Here is a 21,591-nt window from a genome sequence, read left to right on the forward strand (position 1 = left end):
CCTCCCGTTCTATAACCATTGGCGCAGGTAATCGCGTAACACGACGGCGTTATTATGTGCCTCGTCCTTTGAAGCATAAAGTAGCGTAACGACGTTCTCGCGTGCATATCCGGCGAGCTCGCGGACCAAATCGTCATGAGCGGCAAGTTCCGCCTCATAACGCGTGGTGAACTCCTGCCACCTATCAGGGTGCTCGTGGAACCAGCGCCGCAATTCGTCGCTCGGCGCGATCTCCTTGCACCAGTGAAACAGTCTGGCGCGGTCCTTCGCCATGCCGCGCGGCCAGAGACGATCGACCAATATCCGCTTGCCATCTGACACGCGTGCCGCGCGATAGATCCGCTTGACGCGGATAAGCTCGCCAGGAGCTTCGGAGGTGGGGGGGCTTGCTGACGGCATCAGCTGTCCGGCTTGTCCGTGTCGCCGATCATCTCAACTGCTTTCAGAGCATGGGTCCAAGAGGCGCCGGCGCGCATTTCCGCGGCGACCCAAATCGCTTCCATGACCTGTTCGTCCGAGGCGCCCGCACGCCGGGCGGCTTTGACATGGCTCTCGATGCACCATGGGCACTGCGTTACGTGCGCGACGGCCACGGCGATAAGGTGCTTGCTGCGCGCATCGAGCGCCCCTTCAGTGAACACCGCTTTCGAAAATGCGCGGAAGGCGTCCTCGGTCTTCGGCGCCAAGGCATGACGCCGCTCGAAGAGATCCTTAGTTGGGTTGGGAAGATACATCTCAGACATGGCCTGCGCCTTGGGTTTCGAATTGCGGGAATAACACGTCGTTTTCCAGCCGAATATGGGCTGCCAGGTCTTCAAGAAATTCACCGACCCCGGCATAGAGCCGCGTCCAGCTTTGGCATGCACCGTCCGGCAATGTGAGATCGTTTGTCAATTGCCGGATCTGTCCGACCTCCGCCTCATGGTCGTCGTGATCCGCGCGCATCGCAGCGATCGGCCCGTCCAGCCTCGGTGCCGCGTTGCGAATGGCGGGAAACAAAACCAGCTCCTCCTTCTTCATGTGGACTTCGAGCTCGCCGATCATCCGGTGCAGTAGCGCGGACAGCCCTGCAGGGACATCTGCTTGCCCGGCATGGACGGTTTCCACCTTTTCCGAGAGCGCCGCCAGTTCAGGCAATTGAGTGCGATGCTTGGCGTGATACTCTGCCTCGATGTAGCGGGTGAGGTTGGCGGAATCTTGCGGGGGTAGCGGTCTCGTCATGTTGGTATCCTTTGGTCAGAGCAAAGAGGGGACGGTTCGGGGCGTGGCGTTCTCGACCGCCATATGCAGCGAGCGCGCGATCCGCTCGGCGCGTTCGATGAGATGGGCGGCCCCCTCGGGGGGACAGGTCTCGGTTGCGGTCTCGCGGAACAGCATCAGCCACCGTTCGAAATGATCCCATTCCACTGGCAAGGACGCATGGACCTGCATCGGGGCGCCGTGAAAACGACCGGTCATGAGTGCGACCGAAGACCAGAACTCCACCATCCGCTGCAAATGCGGCGCCCAGTCGGAAATCCTGGAGGCGAAGATCGGCCCGAGAACCGCATCAGCACGCACCTTGTCGTAGAAACGATGCACCAACTGGGTCAGTTTATCCTCGTCCAAACCCGTTTGCGCCATGATCGCAGCGGTCGTTTCGGGGCGCGCGGATATGATCTGTCGATCAGCAGGTGACATGGGATCCCCCGAGAATTTGAACTTGAGGCTCATGCTATCTCCACAAAATAAGCATTGTAAATACCTATTGCGGTGAGTGTAGGATGCCCATGAACTTCGCATTCTCGCAAATTACGGGCGGAGCATTTCGAGCCGGATGGCAAGCGTCCGCGAATCTGGTCTTCCCGACCGCACGCCCTCGGCTGAATCCTTGATGCTCAAGAGGGTGCAGGGGTTACGTTTTCGGACCGTAGCCAGAAGACACGAAACCCTTCAGCACCTCGTCCCTGGCGAAGGTTTGGTCTGGGCTTCCTGCGTGGCGCATCAACACGCGCAGGCCGTTATCGGCGGAAGAGGTGGGGCGAATTGTCGCGGCTCACAATGAACATTTGAATTACTTGCGCGCCTTGCCACCCTATGCGGGGAGGTCGGACTAAGTAACGGCTTCTATCACGGCGAAGCTGGGTATCGTCGGATCGCCATGGCAGCGACGGCCTGATGCCCGCACCTCTCGTCGCGAAATTCGCGCAACGGGGGTTGTCCATTCGGACCGGCTCACATCAGGTTGTTCGAGGAGCAGAGCGCATCAGGCGAGCGTTGCAAATGCAGGTTCGATGGTCGTTACCGAACAGACCAGCGGGTTCCCTATAGCCCCAGTGGCGCGAGATAGAGCACCAGCAACAGGAGGCACACGCCTGTCAGCGCCACATCGAAGCCGCGCTGCCAAGCGGGCGCCTGCACCAATCCCAGATATTTTCCGAGGATGATCCGCGCCTTTTGCCAGGCAAGTGCCATCACGACCACCGCTGCCGCCCCTGGCCACTTGGCCCAGACCCCCGAGAATGAAAGCAAGGACGAGCCAAGGGTGAGGAGAACAAGCGTGCCGAGGGCGATATAGAGGGACCGGCGTGTCATTGCAGGAGATAGACCACTGGAAAGAGCAACACCCAGATCAGATCGACCATGTGCCAGAACGCGGTCGCATCCTCGATATTTCCCACATGATCGCGCCACGCCACCAGCAGCAACAGGATGACGCCGGCTGCGACATGCGCGGCGTGAAATCCGGTCAGCAGGAAATAGAAATTGAAGAAAGGATGCGTGTCCCAGACAATGCCTTGCGCGGCCTTGGACGCGAATTCGGCGCCCTTGATCCCGAGAAATGCCGCGCCGAGCAAAGCGGCACACACAAGAGAAACGCGTGCGCCGCCACGCCTGCGCGATTGCCTCAGATTCAGTGCCAGGGCAGCGAAAAAGCCGCTCGTCAGCAAGATGATCGTGTTCGTCGCAGCGGCAGTCCGGTTCAGCGCATTCTGCGCTTCGGCAAAGCCCGTCGGATCAGTGATCCGCACCGAAAAGAAAACGATCAACCCCGCACCGAAAACCAGCAATTCGCTGATAATGAGAACCCACATCAAAAGATCGCCGGGCAAATCGTCCAATGCAGTTCGGGTTTGATCCGTCATTCAACAAGACCTTTGCAAGAGCCTTCGGCCCGTCACGACTCAATCGGCTTCAATCTTCGTCGCCATGATCTCTCCTGCACTATTTTAATGCGCATTGTAAATACCAATTGGCACACACAAGGCGACTCGATGCCCTTCTGTCACTTTCACGGTCGAACGAGGGGACCTGTGCGGTCACCGGCTGCGTCGTCGCACATTTAGTTTGAGCCACAGCAAAGAAGCCCGATTCTGTCTGTCTGATAAGAGGGCATGGAACACACAGAAACACTTCGGGCGCTTGGCCTCTTCGATGCGCGCGTGCCGCGTTACACGTCCTACCCAACTGCGGCGGCCTTTGCGCCCGACACAGGCGCGTCCTTTCAACGCCATGCGCTCGAACGGTTGGACCCGAGCGAGCCTGTGTCAGTCTACATGCACATCCCATTTTGCGAGCGGCTATGCTGGTTCTGCGCCTGTCACACACAAGGCACGAAAACCCTTGGCCCGGTGGAAAGCTATATCGAGGCGCTCGAGGCAGAGCTCGATATGGTGCGCGCCATCATACCGAACGGCCTGAAAATGGGCCGCCTTCACTGGGGTGGCGGAACGCCTACCATCCTGCCGCCGGAATTGATTCATCGTCTCTCGGCATCGATACGCCGTGTGTTTCCACCAGCCCAGGAGTTCGAGTTCTCGGTGGAGATCGACCCGACCATGGTCGATCGCGCGAAGATCGAAGCTCTCGCCTCCGAAGGCATGAACCGCGCGTCGATCGGCATTCAGGATTTCGATCCCGAAGTCCAAAAAGCCATCGGTCGCCTGCAACCGTTCGAAACCACACGCGCGTGCGTCGAAGACTTGCGTGCAGCCGGCATCGCCTCTCTCAACACCGATCTGGTCTATGGCCTCCCGCACCAGAGCCTCGCGCGCATCGAAGACACGATCGAAAAGGTTCTCACCTTTACGCCGGACCGCGTTGCGCTCTTTGGTTACGCGCATGTGCCTTGGGTTTCAAAACGGCAAAAGCTGATCGACGAAGAGGCGCTGCCGGACGATTTGGCGCGCTACCACCTCGCCACCCGCGCCGGAGAACTGTTTGTTGCAGCCGGGCTCACAGCTATCGGCATCGACCATTTCGCGCGCCCCGGCGACACTCTGACGGCGGCGCTCGAGGCCGGACGGCTGCGTCGCAATTTCCAAGGATACACGACCGACACATGCAGCACTCTCATAGGGCTCGGGGCATCGTCGATTTCGCGCTTTTCGGAAGGTTATGTCCAGAATGCGCCCGCGACCGCAGCTTATCAGCAGCGGATTGCAACCGGTGTTTTTCCGGGCGCTCGTGGCTACCAGTTAAGCCCCGAAGACCAGCTGCGCGCTCGGGCGATCGAGGAGTTGATGTGTCGGTTCGCAGTGGATCTTGACGATTTGAGCCAGGAGTTCGGCACCAATGCCCAGAAGCTGCTGCCTTGCCTGACGGAAATGGCCACGCGCTTCGCGCCATTCGCAAGACTGACGGGAAAGCGCATCAGCATTGCACCGGAAGGTCGACCGTTAACACGGATGATCGCTTCGGTTCTCGATCAGCATGTGCCCGAAGGGATACGCTATTCGCGCGCGTCCTGAACAAGGCGCGTCTCATGGCGGAGCGCGCCTTCAGCAAGGTGTCACGCTAGACAACTCGCCGCCGGCAACAAGAAGCGGAGCTTGCGGGGGAGGGAGGGGCAGATCGTCGTGCTTCTTTCCCGCGGGAAATTGCTGGTCAGGACTTCGAATGTGTCGTCTCGAGGTCGCGCGGAGCCGCAACGGGTGCGTGTGAGGGAAAGGTGCCGCGTGACAGGATCGTGCCGTTCTCATCGACAACGAGGCGTAGAGCGCGACCGCCAAAGTAGAAGGTCAGCCGCCATCGGCCGGCGTCGTCGTCGACACCGGCCTCGCATCTGCTTGTGACCTCGCCGTCGCGGAGTTTCGCGAGAACATCGGCTGGTGGGAGGCCGAAGACGCGTCCAACGAGTTCTGCGTCGACCGTGAAACCGTCAGTGGTGAAAGACACGTTACGCATCGCTATCTCCTTTCAGACCGCAGATGGAACAGTGGCCGGCAAGGCGATGTCTGCCAGCGTCGAACGATCGAGTTCTGCCAAAAACGCGGTCTCTGCGGCGCGGAGTCTGCCCTTCAGGCCGCAGACGGGGGTAATGCAGCACGCGCCGTCAGGAGAGAAACATTCGACAATGGCCTGGTCCTGCTCGAGAAGCCGCACGAGGTCTCCCAGAACGATCTCGTGGGCGGGACGGCCGAGCATTGCGCCGCCACCGGTCCCGCGCCGCGTGGTCACGAAGCCGTGCCGGGCCAGGCGCTGAATGACTTTATTCAGGTGGTGGCGAGAGATACCGAACTCTTCGGCGATCTCGGCTGTCGAGAAGGCACGCTCCGGCGCGCTGGCCATCCGCATCAGCGCTCGGAGTCCGAAATCTGTGAAACTGGTCAGGCGCATATGGTGCCTCCAACAAACAAGCATCAGAAATGCTTGTTATAGATTTAGCCACGATCACGCAATGATCTTCGCGTTAGGTCGGTCATATTGAGGCGCGATCCTCGGTTCCGTAGTTCTAACCCGCGCGAATTGCGAACAAGCCTGCGCGGCAGGAGATGTCCAGCTTGCCATCGGCGCGCTTGCGGCAGGTGATCACGCTGGAGGGGGCGATGCCGAGCTCGGCCGCGATTGCCTCGGATTTGCGATCAGAGGGGATGGCGAGGCAGACGGCGCGCTCGCGGTCGCCGAGCACCGTGAGTGGGGCCGGGACGCCGGTGTCGAGGGCGCGCTCGAAATGCAGCAGGGCGAGCCGCGCGGCCAGTCTGGCGAGGTCTGGATCGCAGACGTCGTCCTCCGCCTCGACCGTCTAGAAGCTGACGAAGAGACGCAATGTCTCGCTCACGTCGAGCACCGTCGTCGTCGCCTTGAAGCGCGGCCGTTGACCGGGCGCTCTCTGTTCCAATGCCTTGGATGAACGAACGCCCCGCTGTTAGAAAAGCTAGCTGGCAATACCGTTGGAAAACAAGAGCACCATATATGCGGCATAGGCGGCCAACATCAGCGCACCCCACACGCGACCAATCTTCTTAGTAGCGAACAGCAAGCCCAGCAGTATGAGAGACGACGCCAGCATGACTGGGGTATCGATCTCGCGGAAGCGCGTGCTGATTTCGATCGGCTGGATCACCACCGTGACGCCGAGGATCGCGAGGATGTTGAAGATATTCGAGCCGATAACGTTGCCGAGCACCACATCGGGGTGGCGCCGGATCGCCGCGACGATACTGGTGGCGAGTTCGGGCAGCGACGTTCCTATGGCCACGAGCGATAGACCGATTACCGCGTCGGGCACCCCGAACTCGCGGGCGATGTTTACTGCCCCTTCGACCAGTAAGTCCGCTCCGAACACCAGAGCGGCAATGCCAGCAATAACCAAGAGCGGCGCAAGCCAAGGTCGCGGTAGCGGAATGTCTTCGAACTCCTCAGCTTCATGTTGAAATGCCGTTGCCCGGCGGTTGCGTCTTTCCAACCAGTAGCTGGAAGAGAGGTAACCCGTGAGGACGAGAAGCATTGCGATGCCTTCGATCCGAGTGATGATTTCACCCTGAGCAAGAGCGTAGGTCGCCAGCGAAACAAGTGTTGCGACCAGCGCCTCGCGCACAGCTGTTCGCGCCCAGCCGAGGATCGGTGTGATAACTGCTGCCACGCCGACAATGAGCAGAATGTTCGCGATGTTCGAGCCTACGACGTTACCCAAAGCAATCTCAGGCGCGCCGTCTATGGCTGCGTTCACGGAAACAAGCAGTTCCGGTGTCGACGTGCCGAAACCGACAATGATCAGACCGATTAGAAGCTTAGATATGCCGAGGCGCTCGGCAATTGCGACCGAGCCACGCACGAGCCCTTCGCCGCCGACAAAAAGGAGAACAAGGCCGGCAGCCACGAGGAGGAGGTCATGCAACATTTCTATTTCTGTCCAATAGTTGGACTCGCCTAAGAAGACGCATCGGCATGACTTAGTGCGCCAGATATAGGAAAAGAATAGGGAGGCCGCACGCTCAGGCGCGGACCGGTCGGTATTCCGCCAAAGTGCCTTTAACCGGCAGTCTGTCTTTCGACTATTTCTGAGCTTGGCCTCCTCGTCAGCTCTTTCAGAAAACACTCCCAACGTGGGCCGACAATCGTGGTTCTCGGAACGCGTAACTCGGACATGTTGATACAAGTCGGAGCCGCCCCGAAATTCGGACACTGAAATAAGCTACGATTTGCGGTCTGCTGATCTTCGCCGAGAAGGGGGGCAGAGATGTCGAATCGCACGCAGCACGCGACCGAGTTCAGTGCAAAGGTCGCGCTGGAAGCCTGAAGGGTGAAGAGACAGCGGCCGAGCTGGCGAGCCGGTTCGGGGTGCATCTGACGATGATCCATCAATTGAAACGGGCCCTGCTCGAAGGCGCGTCCGATGTGTTCGAGCGCGGGGAGCGCACTGGAGAGCGGATCAAAGTTGGGTCGGACTCTAATCGATGGTGGAGGAAAATCCCCATGGCAGGTCAGCTGGCCCCCGCGCACAGGTAAGCGCAGAGACGTATTGATTCCCGACTGTTTTTGTTCTAAATTGATTATATAACCTTTCATCGAGAGTTGGGTTGAAAAGGTCGTTGGGTGTGTCGCAGCCTCAATGGCCTTTACTTTTGCACAGCGCCGAACGAGGGCAGCGCGCGCTTGAAAACAGGCTGCCGCGCTGCGTTTAGAAATACTGGCGGTGCCCTCGTTGCAGGACCACCGCCATGCGCCCTCATATCGTCGTTCAGTTGGCTGGTGCGCCGCATCTTCGCCTCGATAGCCCGTTTCGTCGTTGCTTCGCGTAGCAGACATTGGTGTAAAGCGCAGCGAACGACCGCGTTCCGCCCTTCCTGTTTAGGAGCAGTGAACGGCCCTCTCCCGCCGTTCAAAAAGGCGCCACATGCCGCGGTGCAGCTTCCCCGAAGCTGCCATTCGTCCCCTCACGCAGCATTTTCGACCGGCCAGAGTCCGGAGGGCGGACAGAGCGAACGTTCTCGAAATCTCGTGCTATAGCCAGCTGTAGCGATGTGGATATCGTGACTTGAGCGCCACTTTCATACGCTCGCGTTCCCCTCGCGATGCAGCTGCAAGGATCGACCGAATCTCTCGATCAATCGATTCCTGATCGGCGCCCAAGGCTTCCGCCTTCGCATACCAGTCGGCGCCGGCTGTGAGGTCTCCCATTTCCATGTGGACTGCACCAAGTAGCGTGCAGGGGCGAAAGTCAGTTGGTGTCAGGTCGTGAGCCTCTCCACCGGACCGCTTTGCTTCATCGTAACGCTGGAGATCACGTTGCGCGCCGCCTCGTGTCGTAAGGGCCGCCGAGCGCGTTTTCTCATCAGTGATACGACTGAACGCCTGCTCAGCAATGGTCAGTCCTGCTTCGGCACAATCGGCTTTCCTCCAATGCGCACATGCATTGATGGCCTGCCAAACATCGCCGGTCTGATGCCATGCTTCGGTAAAGACTTTTGCTTTGTTGCAGTGGTGGGCTTTGCGCAGCTCTTCGGTCCAGTAGTCCAAGCCAGTGGAGCCCAGCCAAAGAAGGTCATCTGTGTCGATCGGATTTCCATCTGCGACCGATCGGAGGATACGCATGACTTTCCCGTAATGCGCTTGATCAATATAACCTTGGCCGAACATGTCACGAAACCGGCGACGCTCGAGCTGTTTTTCCCTCTTCGCGAATAATACGTTATTCGTTCGCTCTGTTGCTTCATCTCTTCGCCGCCGTTCTGCCGCTTCTTTCTGCTCGGCGGCAATCTTTGCTTTGAGACGTTTTTCCTTTTCAATCCGTGAATTTTCACGGAAAGCTTCCCTGTCCAGTTTGCCGTTGGCAAACTGAAGGAGCGCTTCGTATCCGCGCTCTCGCAAAAAATGCTGTTGAATGACCGTCAGCGGAGAGCAAGTATCAACCCTTTGAAGAACGGCGTGAAGGCGACTTCCAGGAATAGCGGCGCCAGGCACGTCATCGAGAAAATACGTTGAGGCAAGACCAATATTAGATGAGTTCAAGGTGCGCTCCCTCCGTGAGCCGTTGCAATCAGACTGCGTCAGGCTGTCTACCGATCGCAAGTCAATACTTCCGCCGGTTTCAGGCGCTAATATTTCCACGATGGACTTGCGGCGTTGAGGCCATCAGGGGCGACGATCTTTGAAAGACGAACCGTCGCTTCGGTCTCCAAGCCGACTTGAGGCAGTGCGACACGACCCCGCACGCACCACCGCCTCGGACAGGTTATCTCCATGACTGCTGTCAGCAGAACGGCGTTTCTATGCGCGCGTATCGAGCCTGAGTAAAAGCTGGCTGTCGCGAAGCCATTGCCGCAACCATGGGCTTGAGTTGGCGCAGTGAACGGCCCGAAGCTGCCATCTACGATCTTCGCTCGAGCTGCGGCGCACCTTCGCCAAACCGGCCGTTCGTCCAACTTGCAGCATTTCGGGAGGGCGAAGGTCGGCAGTGCGGACAAAGCGGCCATTTGGTCGAACACGCATTGCCTTCTCGCGCCGCCAGCGATATCAGGCCTTCATGATCAGTCAGCACATCCAGCTTGCTCAAGGCACCTATTACCGCCGCTCCTGAGGCGGTGGATGGTGTTGCTGATCCAAACCGCCGTGATTGGGCGGTTTGCTTCTTCGGACATCCCCGGTCGCGGCTCTTTCAATGGAGCTAAAATGACGACCAAACAGCTTTGCATCGACTATCTAAAAGCCCTGAACGAGGGGAATCTCGCGGAGGTGCGCGCCCTCTTCAGCGACAACGCGAAGGTTGTATCCCCGCTCTATGGGGTGCTAGATGCCTTTGATTTCTATGCCGATCTTTTCAAAGATACGAACAGATCAGAAACCTCGTTACTGAATGTGTTCGACACGTCTGAAATGTCGAAATCGGTTGCCCTTCACTTCCGATACGAATGGACCTTGGCTGACGGTAAGCTGGTGTCGTTTGAATGTGTTGATGTGTTTGAACTGAACGACGCGCGAGATCGGTTCGAGAAACTGACGATCATCTATGACACCGCCCCGCTTCGGCAGGACTTCGACAATCTCAGACGCACGTAAGCAAACCGCGTGGCCCGAGTGTGAATGGATGCGCTCGGGCCTCAATGGCGGAAATGGGCTCGAAGCCGACTTGCGGCGGTGCAGCACGCGATACTTGATCGGAATGGCACCTGAGGGGCCCGCAGATGACTGCTCTCAGTCCCTTGAGGCCACTAAAATATGGCATTCCATTTTTTCCAGTCACGCCCCACCCACATTCGAAATCTGAGTAGAAGCCATCTCGAACGCTCAGTATGGTTTCGACGGGATTCATCATTTTCCGGTTTCAATTCGCCCTCTCGGGTCACTCCTTGAGCTGATCAATGACATTGGCGAATTTCTCTCGGCTATCCAGCTCGACCCCCTTTTCGCGATACGCAGCCAGAACGTATGCATAATTCCTGCTGTTGCGATCTGCGAGAGTGTGCGCCTCATCCAGTTCGCGACCTTCCAGTTTGAGGCTCTCATCAGACAATAGCCGTTCAGCGAACCGCGCCCGACCAAATTCCGCTGCCATGACAAGAGGTGTCTTGCCCTCGCAGGTTTGGATATTTGGGTTTGCACCGTGTTCGAGCAACAGCTCGAAGCAGGAATATGAACCAGATCGAATGGAAGAATGCAGGGCTGTACGCCCAAGCCTGTCTTGCTGATCAGTCTCAACCCCGCGCTCGAGGAGTAAGGCCATCAGCTCTTTATCCTTCTGGTCGCTGGCCAGCATGAGCGCCGTTTGTCCGAGGTAGTCCTGAGCCGAAAGATGATCCACAGGAAGTTGTCTGGCGATACGCAGGTAGGTTTGGCGCAGTCGGTCCGACATCTCTGCAGCGGTTGGTAGATTATTGGGGCCGCGCATGTAATCGAGTGGGATCATATCCTGCATGCCGCCAATCAAATTCGGCATCATTTTCGTCAGCATCGTAAACACCGTGTCCCCGCGCACATCCCGAAGCTTTGCCTTCAATGCACGCTTGTGCTTTTTCTTGCACACGCGAATTGCATTGTCGTCCGCACCTGAGAGCATGAGAGGAACAAGCTCTTTAAATATTCTTGCGGATTCCTGAATGGGGTGGCTCCGCGCGTTTCCTGGATACGGACGGCAGGACCGTGGAAAATCCTCGGCGGCCTCAACTGCAGCCAATCGCATGGAGTATTCCAGCGGCGCCCGCCCGAGGAACCAACGCTCTGCCTCGTCCGGAGCCAAGCAGCGCGAGAAAATGCGAAAATACTTCTCGGTCTCGTTTCTGCTGAATGGTGCCGCGCTGACCTGAAAGCCGAAGCTGAGCCTTGCAAGTACAGGCTCAACCGGCCCGAAGCTTCCAGCGGCGCAGGCTGCCAGGCCATCGTTGAGATGCACTGCAGCATCATCAAGGTCACCACGTGCGAGGGCGTCCAGCGCGGCAAGGTAGTGGATGTCAGCCTTGACCTGATGTGCGTGCGGATGCTTGTGCAGTTGTGAGAGTATTCTTCGCACCTCTATGGCACGGTGGCGCGACCGAGAATGCCAGGCGTCATATCCTGTTTGCAAGAGCGTTCTTAGCTCTGTGCGGACCTGCGCCATTGTGCATTCCCGTCGAGCGGATGCTGCTGAAATCATGCGGCTGTCCCCAAAAATATCCGGCAGTTCAGCGTCAGGATCCATAAGACGAAGCCGCTCTGTCAGAGTGGCGGCGACCTCTTCGGCACGTGGCAATTGGCCTGTTGGTTTGGGGAGAATGGATTTGAACGGTCCTTGCTGTAGCCATTCTGGTATGGCCTGCTTGAAAAGGCCATCAGAGACCTTGGTGTTTCCTTTGCCGGCGGCGAAGGTGAACAGGAATGCCAGGCGAAACAACTCGGCCAGCTGCAACGCCTTGTTTCGCATAGGGTCCGGGTCGTGCGGAGAGACGCCTGGCGTGAGGACTGCGACCAGATCCTTCCAACCCTGTTCAAGGCTGCGCGCAAAGAGCATCAGGCGCCGCACCGTTTGGGTGCTGGGCGGCGCCATAACGTCGGATTTATAGGCAAAGACCTGCGCGTCATTAAAAAGGCGCTCTATGCTTTTGATGTCAGGAGTGTTTTTCCCGTGACCCAAGGCTGGAAGGTTCTGTGCGCCTCCAGTGCTTCACCATTTTCAAGATAGAGATCAGCCCAGATGTTCTCCCGCGGCCCATCCAGCAGATTGGCCCACCACCGTGCGATGACCTCCACGGGCAATACCAACCGTTCAGGCTCGTCGTGGCTGGGTTTGGGCAGGAACCACAAGTCGCCGCCGGGGAGATCCGGCACGAATTTCTCATCCAGACACCAAAATCCCCATGTCCTTCCGAGTGCGCCTGCTGCATCGGTTCCGATAGCCCACATCACCTGCCGCTTCGGCGCACCATGTGTGGCAACTTGAAGAGCGTAGGTGTCGAATGTAGAGGCGAAGGCAGAGAGCTGATGCACGGCATCCTGCCAAACTGGCTCCTCACCGGACAGCGACAAGGCCACACGCAGGTTGTCAATCAATTCGACAACTTTGTCCTGTTGAGTTTCAATCCGCAACCCGTAGGTTGCGAACCGCCTGCGCTCCACCGCCTGCCATCCAGCGGAATGGAAAAGTGACGCCACTGTCAGGATGAATTGCGCGGCGTTGGGAACTTTGTTCATAGCGGTTTCAGATCTTCTGCGGATGCGCAGGTCGAACTACCGACCTGCGCTGCGATTTACTTTGTGCGAGGCGGATTGTTGCCGCGCCCTCCACCCGAGGGATTGCCGGTTGTGGATGGGCCGTTGTCGGGGCGATCTTTGGACATCAGTGCTTCCTCTTCCTGGTTAATGTCGTCGAAAATATGGCCAGCGCTTCAGATCTGCTGACTGAAACACCCATATCTCCGCCCCTCGTGGCCCTCACGCAGGTTGACGATACAGTTGCGAGATCGGTTCTAAACGGATTGCCTTTTCGCGCAGTCACATGCTTGGTTCCGCTCCCTGCGCATTGCTGATCTTGGCGGCTGGTGCAGCAGGGCGTTCCGTCGAACCTGAGCCCTGAATGGCCGCTTTCATGTGTTTGGCAGTGTGCGTTCGTAGGCGCGGCGAATTCACACTTTCCGCCCCCTATTGACCCAGAGGCTGCTCACAGCAGATAGTCGCCATCGCTGCCGTGTGCAGCGGATGGCCACTCCTCGATCCGAAATTCTAATCTAGAACAGTTTGGAAAGCCCACAATCGCCAGCCCACTGCCTGAAAATCAGGAAAGTAGACGGTTCGATTTCGAGTTGCTAGCCTTTGAATACATTTCTCGGAGAGCTAGTGATGAAAGAATTACCTGATTTCCTCTCAAGCGGTGATGAGGCACGTTTATTCCCGGTCCTTGCCGAAACGAGTAAGGAAAAACGTGTGGCCTCGATATTCCTCGCTGTGATGACGCAAATCCCCGCGCTGGCGCAGGAAGTCTTAGCTTCAACCGGCGTGCGCGTTGGGAAACGCACCAAGGTCCAAGCCTTCACGGAAGTAGTTTTTCGGGAAAAAGATTTTGCGAACTGCCGGCCCGACGGATTGATTGTAATCGACACCGGACGCACGCGATGGTCTGCTTTGATCGAGGCGAAAATCGGCAAAAACGATCTCGATGTCGAGCAGGTGCAACGTTACGTCGAGATTGCTCGGGCCCAAGGGATCGACGCGGTTATTACTGTCTCAAATCAGTTTGTATCGCGGGCGGATCATTCCCCTGTGAATCTCCCGAAGACACTTCTGCGCAGGGTTTCACTTTTTCACTGGTCCTGGACCTGGCTTGCCACGATCTGCGAAATTCTCGGCTATCAGAACGCTGTCGATGATACTGAACAGTCCTATCTCTTGGCGCAGCTCAATGACTTCTTGGCTCATCCAGCTACGGGCGTTGAACGCTTCACACAAATGGCAGCTCAATGGAAAGACATCGTCCAATCGGTCGCGAATGACGAAAAGCTGAAGAAATCGTCTTCTGAGGTTGAAGCGTCTGCCGCGAGTTGGATCGCCGAAGAACGCGACCTATGCCTACACATGTCGAGCCATGTAGGGACACGCGTTGACAGCATCGTTGAACGCAAACTCCGGGAAGATCCTGCAGCAAGATTGAAGGAGCAAATAAGCTCGATCGTCGAAACGCATATGCTGACCTCGAAGCTCCGGGTTCCAGATTGCGCATCAGATATCGACCTCTGTGCAGATATTGCGCGCAAAACCGTGTCAGTTTCGATGACTGTCAAAGCGCCGACTGATCGAAAGTCAACAAAGGCGCGGCTCAATTGGCTGCTGAGGATGCTTCCCCAAAATGACGAGCGGATTTTTGTTCGCGCTCTTTGGCCGGGCCGTTGCCCTCCAACCATGAAGCCCATTTCGCTCCTACGCGAAGAACCGGAACTAATTCAGACCGACAATTTGGACCTCGTTCCCCATGGATTTGAGATATTGATGATCGAAGGGCTCGGAAAGCGTTTCGGAGGCCGAAGGACTGTTATCGAAGACATTGAGCGTATCGTTCCAGAGTTTTACGATCTTGTGGGAGCAAATCTAAAAGCATGGCAGGCGCCTCCACCAAAACCAGTGAAGTCGCGCGCTGCGCCGGACCCGGGAGAACTCGAACCAACTGATCTCGGCGATGCCGGTTCACTACCGTAAAGCAAGGCGTAAGAAAGCGTTCCCTTCGTCGCCGCGGCGAGTTTAGAAATGCAAAGGTCTACGGCCAGGTCCCTGAATCTCGAAAGTCCGAAATTAGCTATCGCGCCCTTGTCGCGATTAGTTTGCCGCGGCAGCGGCAATGCGCCGATACCCCGCTTGACCGTGATAGAACCCGTTGGAGAACGAAATCCCGTCGCAAAGTTTGCGCAACGCTTGTTCACCGTCGATCAAGCTGTGGGTGCCATCCAGAACGTTGCGGAACGTCGTAGCCACCGCAACCATATCCACCGCCTGTGGCATCAGCCGAAAATGGGTGACGCCGTTTACGATCATCTGTCCAGCTTCGGGCAACAGGCCGATGTAGCTTTCCGACTGGGTCTGAATACCGTTCACGCGAAGGATCGGGCGGTCGTCTGTGGTGCGTAAGGGCATGCCGTCCGCGTCCTCTTCGCACACGAATTGGCAGTTATCCTTGGTCCGGCCATGGGCGCGCGCATGGTAGCATCGTGCGGACACCGCAAGCGAAGCACGGCCAAACACCTGCACTTCCACCCCCAGCCCAAGCTCGCGCGCCGCCGCAGCGGCCGCAGCAATCGCCGGGGCAGGCATTTCGGTCGGCAGGCAGACATGCGTCGCACCCCGGCCCGCCATCCAGGCGATGGTCGCCTCATTATAGGCGTTCATGAACGGACCGATGCGGTGCGGGCGCTTGCCTCGTGCAAACAGGCCCGCCGCGTTATTGATCTCGATCTCTGGCGCTTCCATGGCGGCCAGATCGGCTGTCGCCTTGCGTTCGCGTTTCAACATCACCTCGGCCAGCGACGACAGGATCACCGTCTTGCCACCGCGTTCCAGCCGTTCGATCGTGGCAGGCAGATCGGCCTCGTGAAACGGCGCGCGCTTCGAGCAGATGACCTCGCCCAGATAGACCTCGTCAATCGGCGCCTCGTCGGCGACACGAGCGTAGAAGTCGCGCCGCGTCTGGGTGGACCAGTGATAGGCGATGGGGCCCAGGGTCAGTTTCGTCATGTCGTTTACCGCCATTTCTTTGTCTCGAACGCGCCCTGGGTCTGTTTCTGGCCCTCGGTCAGGGCGACCAGATCGGCAATATTCGCCTCTCGACCCGCGCGGATGTCATCAACGGCCTGCCGGAAGGCCGACACCACACCTCGGACATAGCTCTTCGATCGCTGGCGACCTTCGATCTTAAAAGCGTGAACACCGGCGTCGATCAGGTCGGGAAGCAGCCGGGAAAGGTTCAGGCTGATCGGCTCCTCGAAGGCATAATATGGCTCGGAGCGGTGCGGCGCCGTATAGCGCCCCTTGCAGATTGTCGGGTAGCCTGCCTTTTCGTCTGCCCCGAAGCAGTCGATAGTGAAACCCGCGAGTTGCGAGGACATAGAGCCATCCGTGTGGCGCTTGTATTCCACGTCCGAGGCCGGAGAGCACACCCCGTCCATGTTGGTCGATTGCCCGGTGAGGTAGTTGGTCAGGCTGCACCGTCCTTCGACCATCAGCCCGTGATTACCGAAGATGAAGGTCTCGATCTCACAGGGAATTTCCTTGCGGATTTCACGGATCTCGGGGATCGTCAGGATGCGCGGCAGCACGACGCGTTTCACCGCGAAATTCTCGCAATAATACCGGATCGCCTCGGGACTGGAGGCGGCGGCCTGAACTGACAGGTGCAGACGAACACCGGGATGGGTGCGCGCGATATAGTCTGCCACGCCCATATCCGCGACGATGAAAGCATCGACCCCAAGCAGCGCGCCTGTATCAGCGGCTTGTCGCCAAAGATCGACCTTGCCCGCAGGCGGGTAGGTGTTCAAAGCGAGCAACACCTTGGTGCCCTTGTCATGCGCGTAGGCGACCGAAGCGGCCAGTTCGTCCGGGGTGAAATTCAGTCCGGGAAAGTTGCGTGCGTTGGTGGCATCCTGAAAGCCGCAGTAAACCGCATCGGCGCCGGCATCGACGGCGGTGCGCAGGGCGGCGGGTGTGCCGGCCGGGCAGATCAGTTCGGCGAGGCTCATGGGAAGAGGGGTCCTTTCTTCACGTTGGATAGGCGCGGCGTAGCCTTGCCAGAATGGCGCGGCCAGCAGGGCCGAACATTCCAGCGGTTTCCTCGGCGATGGATCCATCGACATCGTCGAGTGCATTGCGAAGCCGCACGACAGCTTCGGTGTCGCCCGTGACTTCCAGGTCGCGGGAGAAGAAAGCGGCATCTCCATCCTCTTCGGAATCGACCAACTCCAGAAGCAGCATGAACTTCCCCCGAATTGTGGCTCCCGCTTCGGGCGCCGCATTGCGCGCGACGGCCCGGAACACCAGCGCTTGCGGATCTGGTCGCAGGTGCAGGGCAAAGGGCAGTTCCACCGGATCGATTACGAAATCGGTCCCCTGATGTGGACCGAGCCGCGAGAAAAGCGACGGATGCTGTTTGGCGACGCGCCTGACCACGCGGGTCAGGACGGGTTGCACGATCAAGCATGAGAGGCGAGCGAGCACGGACGTGCCTGGGTCGGCAGCGCGCGGGAGTGTGTCGTCGCCCGCGCTCATGACTGGAGCTTTCTAGTGGCGCGCGCAGGCGATCCGAGCCGGGAAGGCCGGGCGAAAATGATGGAAAGGAGTGAGTGGATCATCGTCTTGCCGTTTCTTGTCCCAGCGAGTGCATGGCCGCCTCGATCCGTGAAAAGAGCCCCGCGTTCTCGAGGCTGCTGCTTTCGTCGAGATTTTCCGCGAGCGGAAATCATGGCAAGGCTTTCTAGATTGCGGATTCTCTAGGTAATTAGTATTTGGATTACGCATTACACTCACTTAATGCGCATTGCAAATACCAAATCGCGAAGCTGCATTTGCGTCTCACCTCCTTCACCGACTTCGGACTACGCGTCCTCATGGGGATGGCCAGCACCCCTGATCGACCGTTCACCACCGCGGAGCTGGCGGAAGAGTTCCGTATTTCACGCAATCATCTGGCAAAGGTGTTCTCGTCACTGTCGGCTGCTGTCTATCTGGAAACGCGACGCGGCGGCGGCGGCGGTGCGGTGCTCGCGCGGCGGCCTGAAGAGATCCTTCTGGGCGACGTCGTCGCCTATCTCGAGGCAGACCAGGCTCTGGTCGAGTGTTTCCTGTCCGGGAGCGCCGCCTGCACATTGACGCCGCACTGCCGTCTCAAGGCCAGCCGGGCCGCTGCCGAGACCGCCTTCATTGCCGATCGCAACCGCAGTTCGCTTGCGGAATGCGTCTATCCGCCACTTAACGTGTAATCGGCCGTCAGGGTCGTTAAGGCGAGGACGGCGAAGCGCAACGTCTTCGTAACCACTGTGCGCAGCTCGAGCATTTAAGTTCTAGAAAACCAAGCGAAGCTAAGCAAAAGACCACGTCCTGCCTAAAGACACGCAATAGAAAGTGTCTGGATGCGGCTACTCCGAACACGGCACGGGCGCGTCTTCTTCCGCTCTGAAGGCGTCAGTGGCGCCAATTTTGCGTTTGAAACTTTCACGAATGGTTCACGATCTGTCCGTGACTTTTTGAAACACTTACCCATTGAAAAGCAACGTTTTCTTCCCGGATTGCAAATCCGTGTACACCGGTTCGATTCCGGTACTCGCCTCCACTATTCAGCCGAAATTCGGAGCACTGCATTGCAGTTTGGTTTCCAGAACCAACCCCGGTTTCCGGGTTTTCCGGCTGACATTCCAGATACCCAATCGTAGCCTAGCGCCGCAGCAGCAGCGGACTGGAATGAGGCGAAAAACGCCGCGATCATAGCGGATGGCTTCGCCATGATCACAGACGGTCTTTACGGGAAAGCGCGCTCCGCGCCGCCGGTTGGGACAACCTCGCCCACGAAATCGTAGTGGTGGTGATGTGACCCTCGCAAACGGGACTATCCGAAACCGGGGATTTCGGACATCGAACGCGATGACGGGCGGGGCGCCCTTGAGAGCGCCCCGATCATGATCAATCGCGCAGGGCCTCGGTCATCGCGACCAGCATGACATGGGCCGAGGCCGCGCCCGGGTCCATGTGCCCGACAGAGCGTTCCCCCAGTTTGGCCGACCGGCCCCGGCGGCTTTCGATTTCAGCGGTGTAGTCGCGACCGTTTTTTGCACCGGCGCAAGCCGCGTCGAGGCAGGCGATCACGTCACCGCCCGATTGCAGGGTCTCGCGCGCTTTCGCCACCGCCGGAACCCATGCGTCGATCATCGTCTTATCGCCGACCTGTGCGCCACCGCGCGACTGGATGCCTGCGCAAATCCCTTCGATCCACGCGACCATCGCACCGGCATCGAGGTTGAGCCGATCGGACACAGCCTCGCCCGCCTTGCGGAAGGCGGTCGCATAAAGTGGCCCGGAAGACGCGCCGACCGCGTCGAGAAACGCCTTGGCCATGCGCGCGCAGGTCTCGGACACGGTTTCATCCGTCGGGTCTTTCAGCTCCTTGCGCACAGCGGTCCAGCCGATATCCATCGTGACGCCGTGATCGCCATCCCCGATAACCCCGTCGAGCTCCGACAGCCAGTCGCGGTTCGCGTGGATCGCATCTGCAATCGCCAGCATCATCTGGCGGAAACGCTCGGGGGTGACGGGGCCGTCGATAGCAAGGTCAGACCGCTCGATCCCGCTCGTGCTGGAGGCGGTGGCATGAGTGCGGCGGGTGCGCTTGCCCACCGGCTCGAGGTTTCCGGCGACCGTAAGTGCAGGGGTCCGGCACGGCATATCGAGCAGCGTCTTGAGGTCGTCGTCCAGCTTGAGCAGCGTGACCGAAGCCCCGGCCATTTCCAGAGAGGTGCAGTATTCTCCGACCCAGCTGTGGTGGATTTTCACGTCGCGCTCGCCAAGAATCTGCGCGATCCGGCGGTGCAGGATGTAAAGCTCCAGCGGCCCGGTTGCGCCCAGCCCGTTGACCAGCACCGCGACCTCGTCCCCCTTGCCCAGTTCCATGTCGGTCAGGATGGCCTGCATCAGCTCGTCGCTGACCGCATCGGCGCTTTCCAAGTGACCGCGACGCATGCCCGGTTCACCATGGATCCCCATGCCGATTTCCATCTCGCGCGGTCCGAGGTCGAAATTGAGCTTGCCGGTCTGGGGCAAGGAGCACGCGCTCAGCGCGACGCCCATCGAGCGGCAATTGTCATTGGCGTGCTGTGCCGCGGCATAGCAGGCTTCGAGATCGCGACCGGCCTCGGCGGCAGCGCCCGCGATCTTGAAGACGAAGAAATCCCCGGCGATGCCGCGTCTTTCTTTCTCCCGGCCCTTGGGCGCCGAGGCCACGTCATCGGTGACCTGAACCGAGCGGGCGGGAATACCCATCCCCTCGCATTCCTCAGCGGCCATGTCGAAATTCATCACGTCGCCGGTGTAATTTCCATAGAGGAACATCACGCCCGCACCCCCCTCGACCGCGCGCGCGGCATCCATGATGTGCTCGGGCGAAGGCGAGGCAAAGACGTTGCCGACCGCCGCCGCATCCGCCAGGCCGCGCCCGACATAGCCCGCGAAGGCCGGTTCGTGCCCCGAACCGCCACCGATGATGATCCCGACCTTGCCGTCGCGCGGACCATCCTTGGCCACGATCGCGCGGCGCGTGGCGCCTTCGACGGTCAGCAGGTCGGGATGGGCGGAAAGCATTCCCTCGATCGCCTCGGGGATAATGTCCTCGGGCGCGTTCATCAGTTTCTTGGTGCGAATGTCGTCGGTCATCTCAACGCCCCTTGGTAAAAGTTTTCGCGGCTGCGGTGGTCTGTTCGATCCACGGCTGTTCCTTGGCAATCGCCGCCTCGAGGCCGTCGCTCTCCAGCATCAGCCAATGTTCGAGGATCACGCTCATGTCGGCGGGGCAATGCGCCAGCTGGTCGAGGGTCCACGCGATCGGCGCGCGGCCCGTGCCCAGGGGCACGCCATGAATGCGGAAGCCGACGCCATAGGGGTCGGGCGTGATCTCGTAATCCTTCAGGTGCAGGTTGATCGTCCACGGCGCCAAGAGGCTGATCGTCTCTTCGGGCCACTCGTTTGCACAGATCGAATTCGCCACGTCGAGACAGACCCCGAGGTGATCGTCGCCGACCGCTTCCAGCAGCTCGACCATACGCGGGCTGGGATAGTTGAAGTGGTTCTCGATCGCGATTTTCATGCCTGCGGCACGCGCACGATCGACCCGGGGGCGCAGCTGCTCGGCCAGCTCGGCCACCGGCATATGGCTGTCCTCGGCATCGAGGGCCACGCGCACGATCTTTGAGTGAAGACGCTGGCCGATCTCGATATAGCGGTCGACTTCATCAGCATCGAAACATTGCGTCCCAAGCTCGAGTTGCAGGCCCTTTTGTTGGGCGATCTCGTAGAGCTTGTGATGATCGTCCGCAGTGTAACGATCCAGCGGCATGTTGTCCGCATATTGCACGACCTCAAGTCCGAGCGCTTCCGCACGATCCAAAAGGTCGAATGCCGTCAGCGGCTTAGAGGGGATCTGATCCTTGATCCCAATAGACCAGCGATAGGCGTAACTGCCCAAACCCAGTTTCATGATGTCCTCCCGTAGTCATGCTCCGCACACGTCCTCCTCAGTGTAGCGCGCAGAGCTTCCCCAACAGGAGTAGCGGGGAAACCACCGCTCGGACATCAAAACCAGCCAGGAAGTTGTGAAGAAATACTAACAACGAGTTTAAGTTTCCTTTCTTTTTTTGGAGCGCTCCTCGCGGCAGTGTTCTGGGCAGGATGCGGCTGATG

General features: G+C 58.8%; 21 protein-coding genes. 4 read left to right on the forward strand and 17 right to left on the reverse strand.

Annotated features, from left to right (window positions below):
• Positions 1-9 precede the first annotated feature (9 nt).
• The 6 genes from BMI88_RS12565 to BMI88_RS12585 all read right to left on the reverse strand — a co-directional run bounded on the left by BMI88_RS12565 (position 10) and on the right by BMI88_RS12585 (position 3,125).
• Entirely contained in the window at positions 10-399 is a 390-nt protein-coding gene (locus BMI88_RS12565; RefSeq protein ID WP_078523314.1) for a DUF488 family protein, read from the reverse strand.
• On the reverse strand, positions 399-743 hold the full coding sequence (locus BMI88_RS12570; protein WP_078549195.1) for a carboxymuconolactone decarboxylase family protein: 345 nt from the start codon (positions 741-743) through the stop codon (positions 399-401). Before BMI88_RS12570 ends, BMI88_RS12565 begins: the two co-directional genes overlap by 1 nt.
• Complete coding sequence (locus BMI88_RS12575; protein ID WP_078549198.1) at positions 736-1,221, reverse strand: hemerythrin domain-containing protein; 486 nt, start codon at positions 1,219-1,221, stop codon at positions 736-738. Before BMI88_RS12575 ends, BMI88_RS12570 begins: the two co-directional genes overlap by 8 nt.
• Positions 1,222-1,236: 15 nt before the next feature.
• Complete coding sequence (locus BMI88_RS12580; RefSeq protein ID WP_240497849.1) at positions 1,237-1,713, reverse strand: group III truncated hemoglobin; 477 nt, start codon at positions 1,711-1,713, stop codon at positions 1,237-1,239.
• 591 nt (positions 1,714-2,304) lie between these two features.
• The gene (locus tag BMI88_RS19780; RefSeq protein ID WP_166504583.1) at positions 2,305-2,454 is read right to left on the reverse strand and encodes a hypothetical protein; all 150 of its coding nucleotides are present in this window, start codon (positions 2,452-2,454) and stop codon (positions 2,305-2,307) included.
• A gap of 116 nt (positions 2,455-2,570) precedes the next feature.
• Positions 2,571-3,125 carry a cytochrome c oxidase subunit 3 gene (locus BMI88_RS12585; protein WP_078549200.1) on the reverse strand — a complete coding sequence of 185 codons (555 nt, stop codon included), beginning with the start codon at positions 3,123-3,125 and terminating at the stop codon, positions 2,571-2,573.
• A 249-nt stretch (positions 3,126-3,374) separates the two neighbouring features.
• On the opposite strand from BMI88_RS12585, the gene hemN reads away from it, so the two are divergent.
• On the forward strand, positions 3,375-4,730 hold the full coding sequence (gene hemN, locus BMI88_RS12590; protein ID WP_078549202.1) for an oxygen-independent coproporphyrinogen III oxidase: 1,356 nt from the start codon (positions 3,375-3,377) through the stop codon (positions 4,728-4,730).
• A 136-nt stretch (positions 4,731-4,866) separates the two neighbouring features.
• Here hemN and BMI88_RS12595 read toward each other — a convergent pair whose 3' ends face one another.
• From BMI88_RS12595 to BMI88_RS19620, 4 genes are all read right to left on the reverse strand, one after another.
• On the reverse strand, positions 4,867-5,166 hold the full coding sequence (locus BMI88_RS12595; protein WP_078549204.1) for a DUF6522 family protein: 300 nt from the start codon (positions 5,164-5,166) through the stop codon (positions 4,867-4,869).
• Positions 5,167-5,178: 12 nt separating this feature from the next.
• The gene (locus BMI88_RS12600) at positions 5,179-5,598 is read right to left on the reverse strand and encodes an Rrf2 family transcriptional regulator (protein WP_078523320.1); all 420 of its coding nucleotides are present in this window, start codon (positions 5,596-5,598) and stop codon (positions 5,179-5,181) included.
• Positions 5,599-6,136: 538 nt separating this feature from the next.
• The gene (locus BMI88_RS12610) at positions 6,137-7,102 is read right to left on the reverse strand and encodes a calcium/sodium antiporter (protein WP_078549208.1); all 966 of its coding nucleotides are present in this window, start codon (positions 7,100-7,102) and stop codon (positions 6,137-6,139) included.
• 1,103 nt (positions 7,103-8,205) lie between these two features.
• The gene (locus BMI88_RS19620) at positions 8,206-9,213 is read right to left on the reverse strand and encodes a hypothetical protein (protein ID WP_146673564.1); all 1,008 of its coding nucleotides are present in this window, start codon (positions 9,211-9,213) and stop codon (positions 8,206-8,208) included.
• Positions 9,214-9,789: 576 nt separating this feature from the next.
• Here BMI88_RS19620 and BMI88_RS12625 point away from each other — a divergent pair.
• Positions 9,790-10,260 carry a nuclear transport factor 2 family protein gene (locus tag BMI88_RS12625; protein ID WP_210402030.1) on the forward strand — a complete coding sequence of 157 codons (471 nt, stop codon included), beginning with the start codon at positions 9,790-9,792 and terminating at the stop codon, positions 10,258-10,260.
• Between the two features lie 283 nt (positions 10,261-10,543).
• Here the strand turns inward: BMI88_RS12625 and BMI88_RS12630 are convergent, their stop codons facing one another.
• Positions 10,544-12,307, reverse strand: a complete 1,764-nt coding sequence (locus BMI88_RS12630) for an ankyrin repeat domain-containing protein (protein WP_146673565.1) — start codon at positions 12,305-12,307, stop codon at positions 10,544-10,546.
• A complete protein-coding gene (locus tag BMI88_RS12635; protein WP_078549215.1) occupies positions 12,268-12,864 on the reverse strand; it encodes a hypothetical protein in 597 nt (198 codons plus the stop codon). Before BMI88_RS12635 ends, BMI88_RS12630 begins: the two co-directional genes overlap by 40 nt.
• 645 nt (positions 12,865-13,509) lie before the next feature.
• Between BMI88_RS12635 and BMI88_RS12640 the strand changes: the two genes are divergently transcribed.
• On the forward strand, positions 13,510-14,859 hold the full coding sequence (locus BMI88_RS12640; protein ID WP_078549217.1) for a hypothetical protein: 1,350 nt from the start codon (positions 13,510-13,512) through the stop codon (positions 14,857-14,859).
• Positions 14,860-14,976: 117 nt separating this feature from the next.
• On the opposite strand, the gene BMI88_RS12645 is transcribed toward BMI88_RS12640, so the two are convergent.
• The 3 genes from BMI88_RS12645 to BMI88_RS12655 are packed head-to-tail and all read right to left on the reverse strand — an operon-like array spanning position 14,977 to position 17,418.
• Complete coding sequence (locus BMI88_RS12645) at positions 14,977-15,903, reverse strand: U32 family peptidase (protein WP_078549220.1); 927 nt, start codon at positions 15,901-15,903, stop codon at positions 14,977-14,979.
• Complete coding sequence (locus BMI88_RS12650; RefSeq protein ID WP_078549222.1) at positions 15,894-16,892, reverse strand: peptidase U32 family protein; 999 nt, start codon at positions 16,890-16,892, stop codon at positions 15,894-15,896. Before BMI88_RS12650 ends, BMI88_RS12645 begins: the two co-directional genes overlap by 10 nt.
• A 19-nt stretch (positions 16,893-16,911) precedes the next feature.
• The gene (locus BMI88_RS12655) at positions 16,912-17,418 is read right to left on the reverse strand and encodes an SCP2 sterol-binding domain-containing protein (protein WP_078549224.1); all 507 of its coding nucleotides are present in this window, start codon (positions 17,416-17,418) and stop codon (positions 16,912-16,914) included.
• A 296-nt stretch (positions 17,419-17,714) separates the two neighbouring features.
• On the opposite strand from BMI88_RS12655, the gene BMI88_RS12660 reads away from it, so the two are divergent.
• Positions 17,715-18,128 carry an Rrf2 family transcriptional regulator gene (locus BMI88_RS12660; RefSeq protein ID WP_078549226.1) on the forward strand — a complete coding sequence of 138 codons (414 nt, stop codon included), beginning with the start codon at positions 17,715-17,717 and terminating at the stop codon, positions 18,126-18,128.
• Between the two features lie 697 nt (positions 18,129-18,825).
• Here BMI88_RS12660 and dhaL read toward each other — a convergent pair.
• A complete protein-coding gene (gene dhaL, locus BMI88_RS12665; RefSeq protein WP_078549228.1) occupies positions 18,826-20,568 on the reverse strand; it encodes a dihydroxyacetone kinase subunit DhaL in 1,743 nt (580 codons plus the stop codon).
• 1 nt (position 20,569) lies between these two features.
• On the reverse strand, positions 20,570-21,388 hold the full coding sequence (locus BMI88_RS12670) for a TIM barrel protein (protein ID WP_078549230.1): 819 nt from the start codon (positions 21,386-21,388) through the stop codon (positions 20,570-20,572).
• Positions 21,389-21,591 lie beyond the last annotated feature (203 nt).

This window comes from Thioclava sp. F36-6 (genome assembly GCF_002020305.1).
GTDB lineage: Bacteria > Pseudomonadota > Alphaproteobacteria > Rhodobacterales > Rhodobacteraceae > Thioclava > Thioclava sediminum.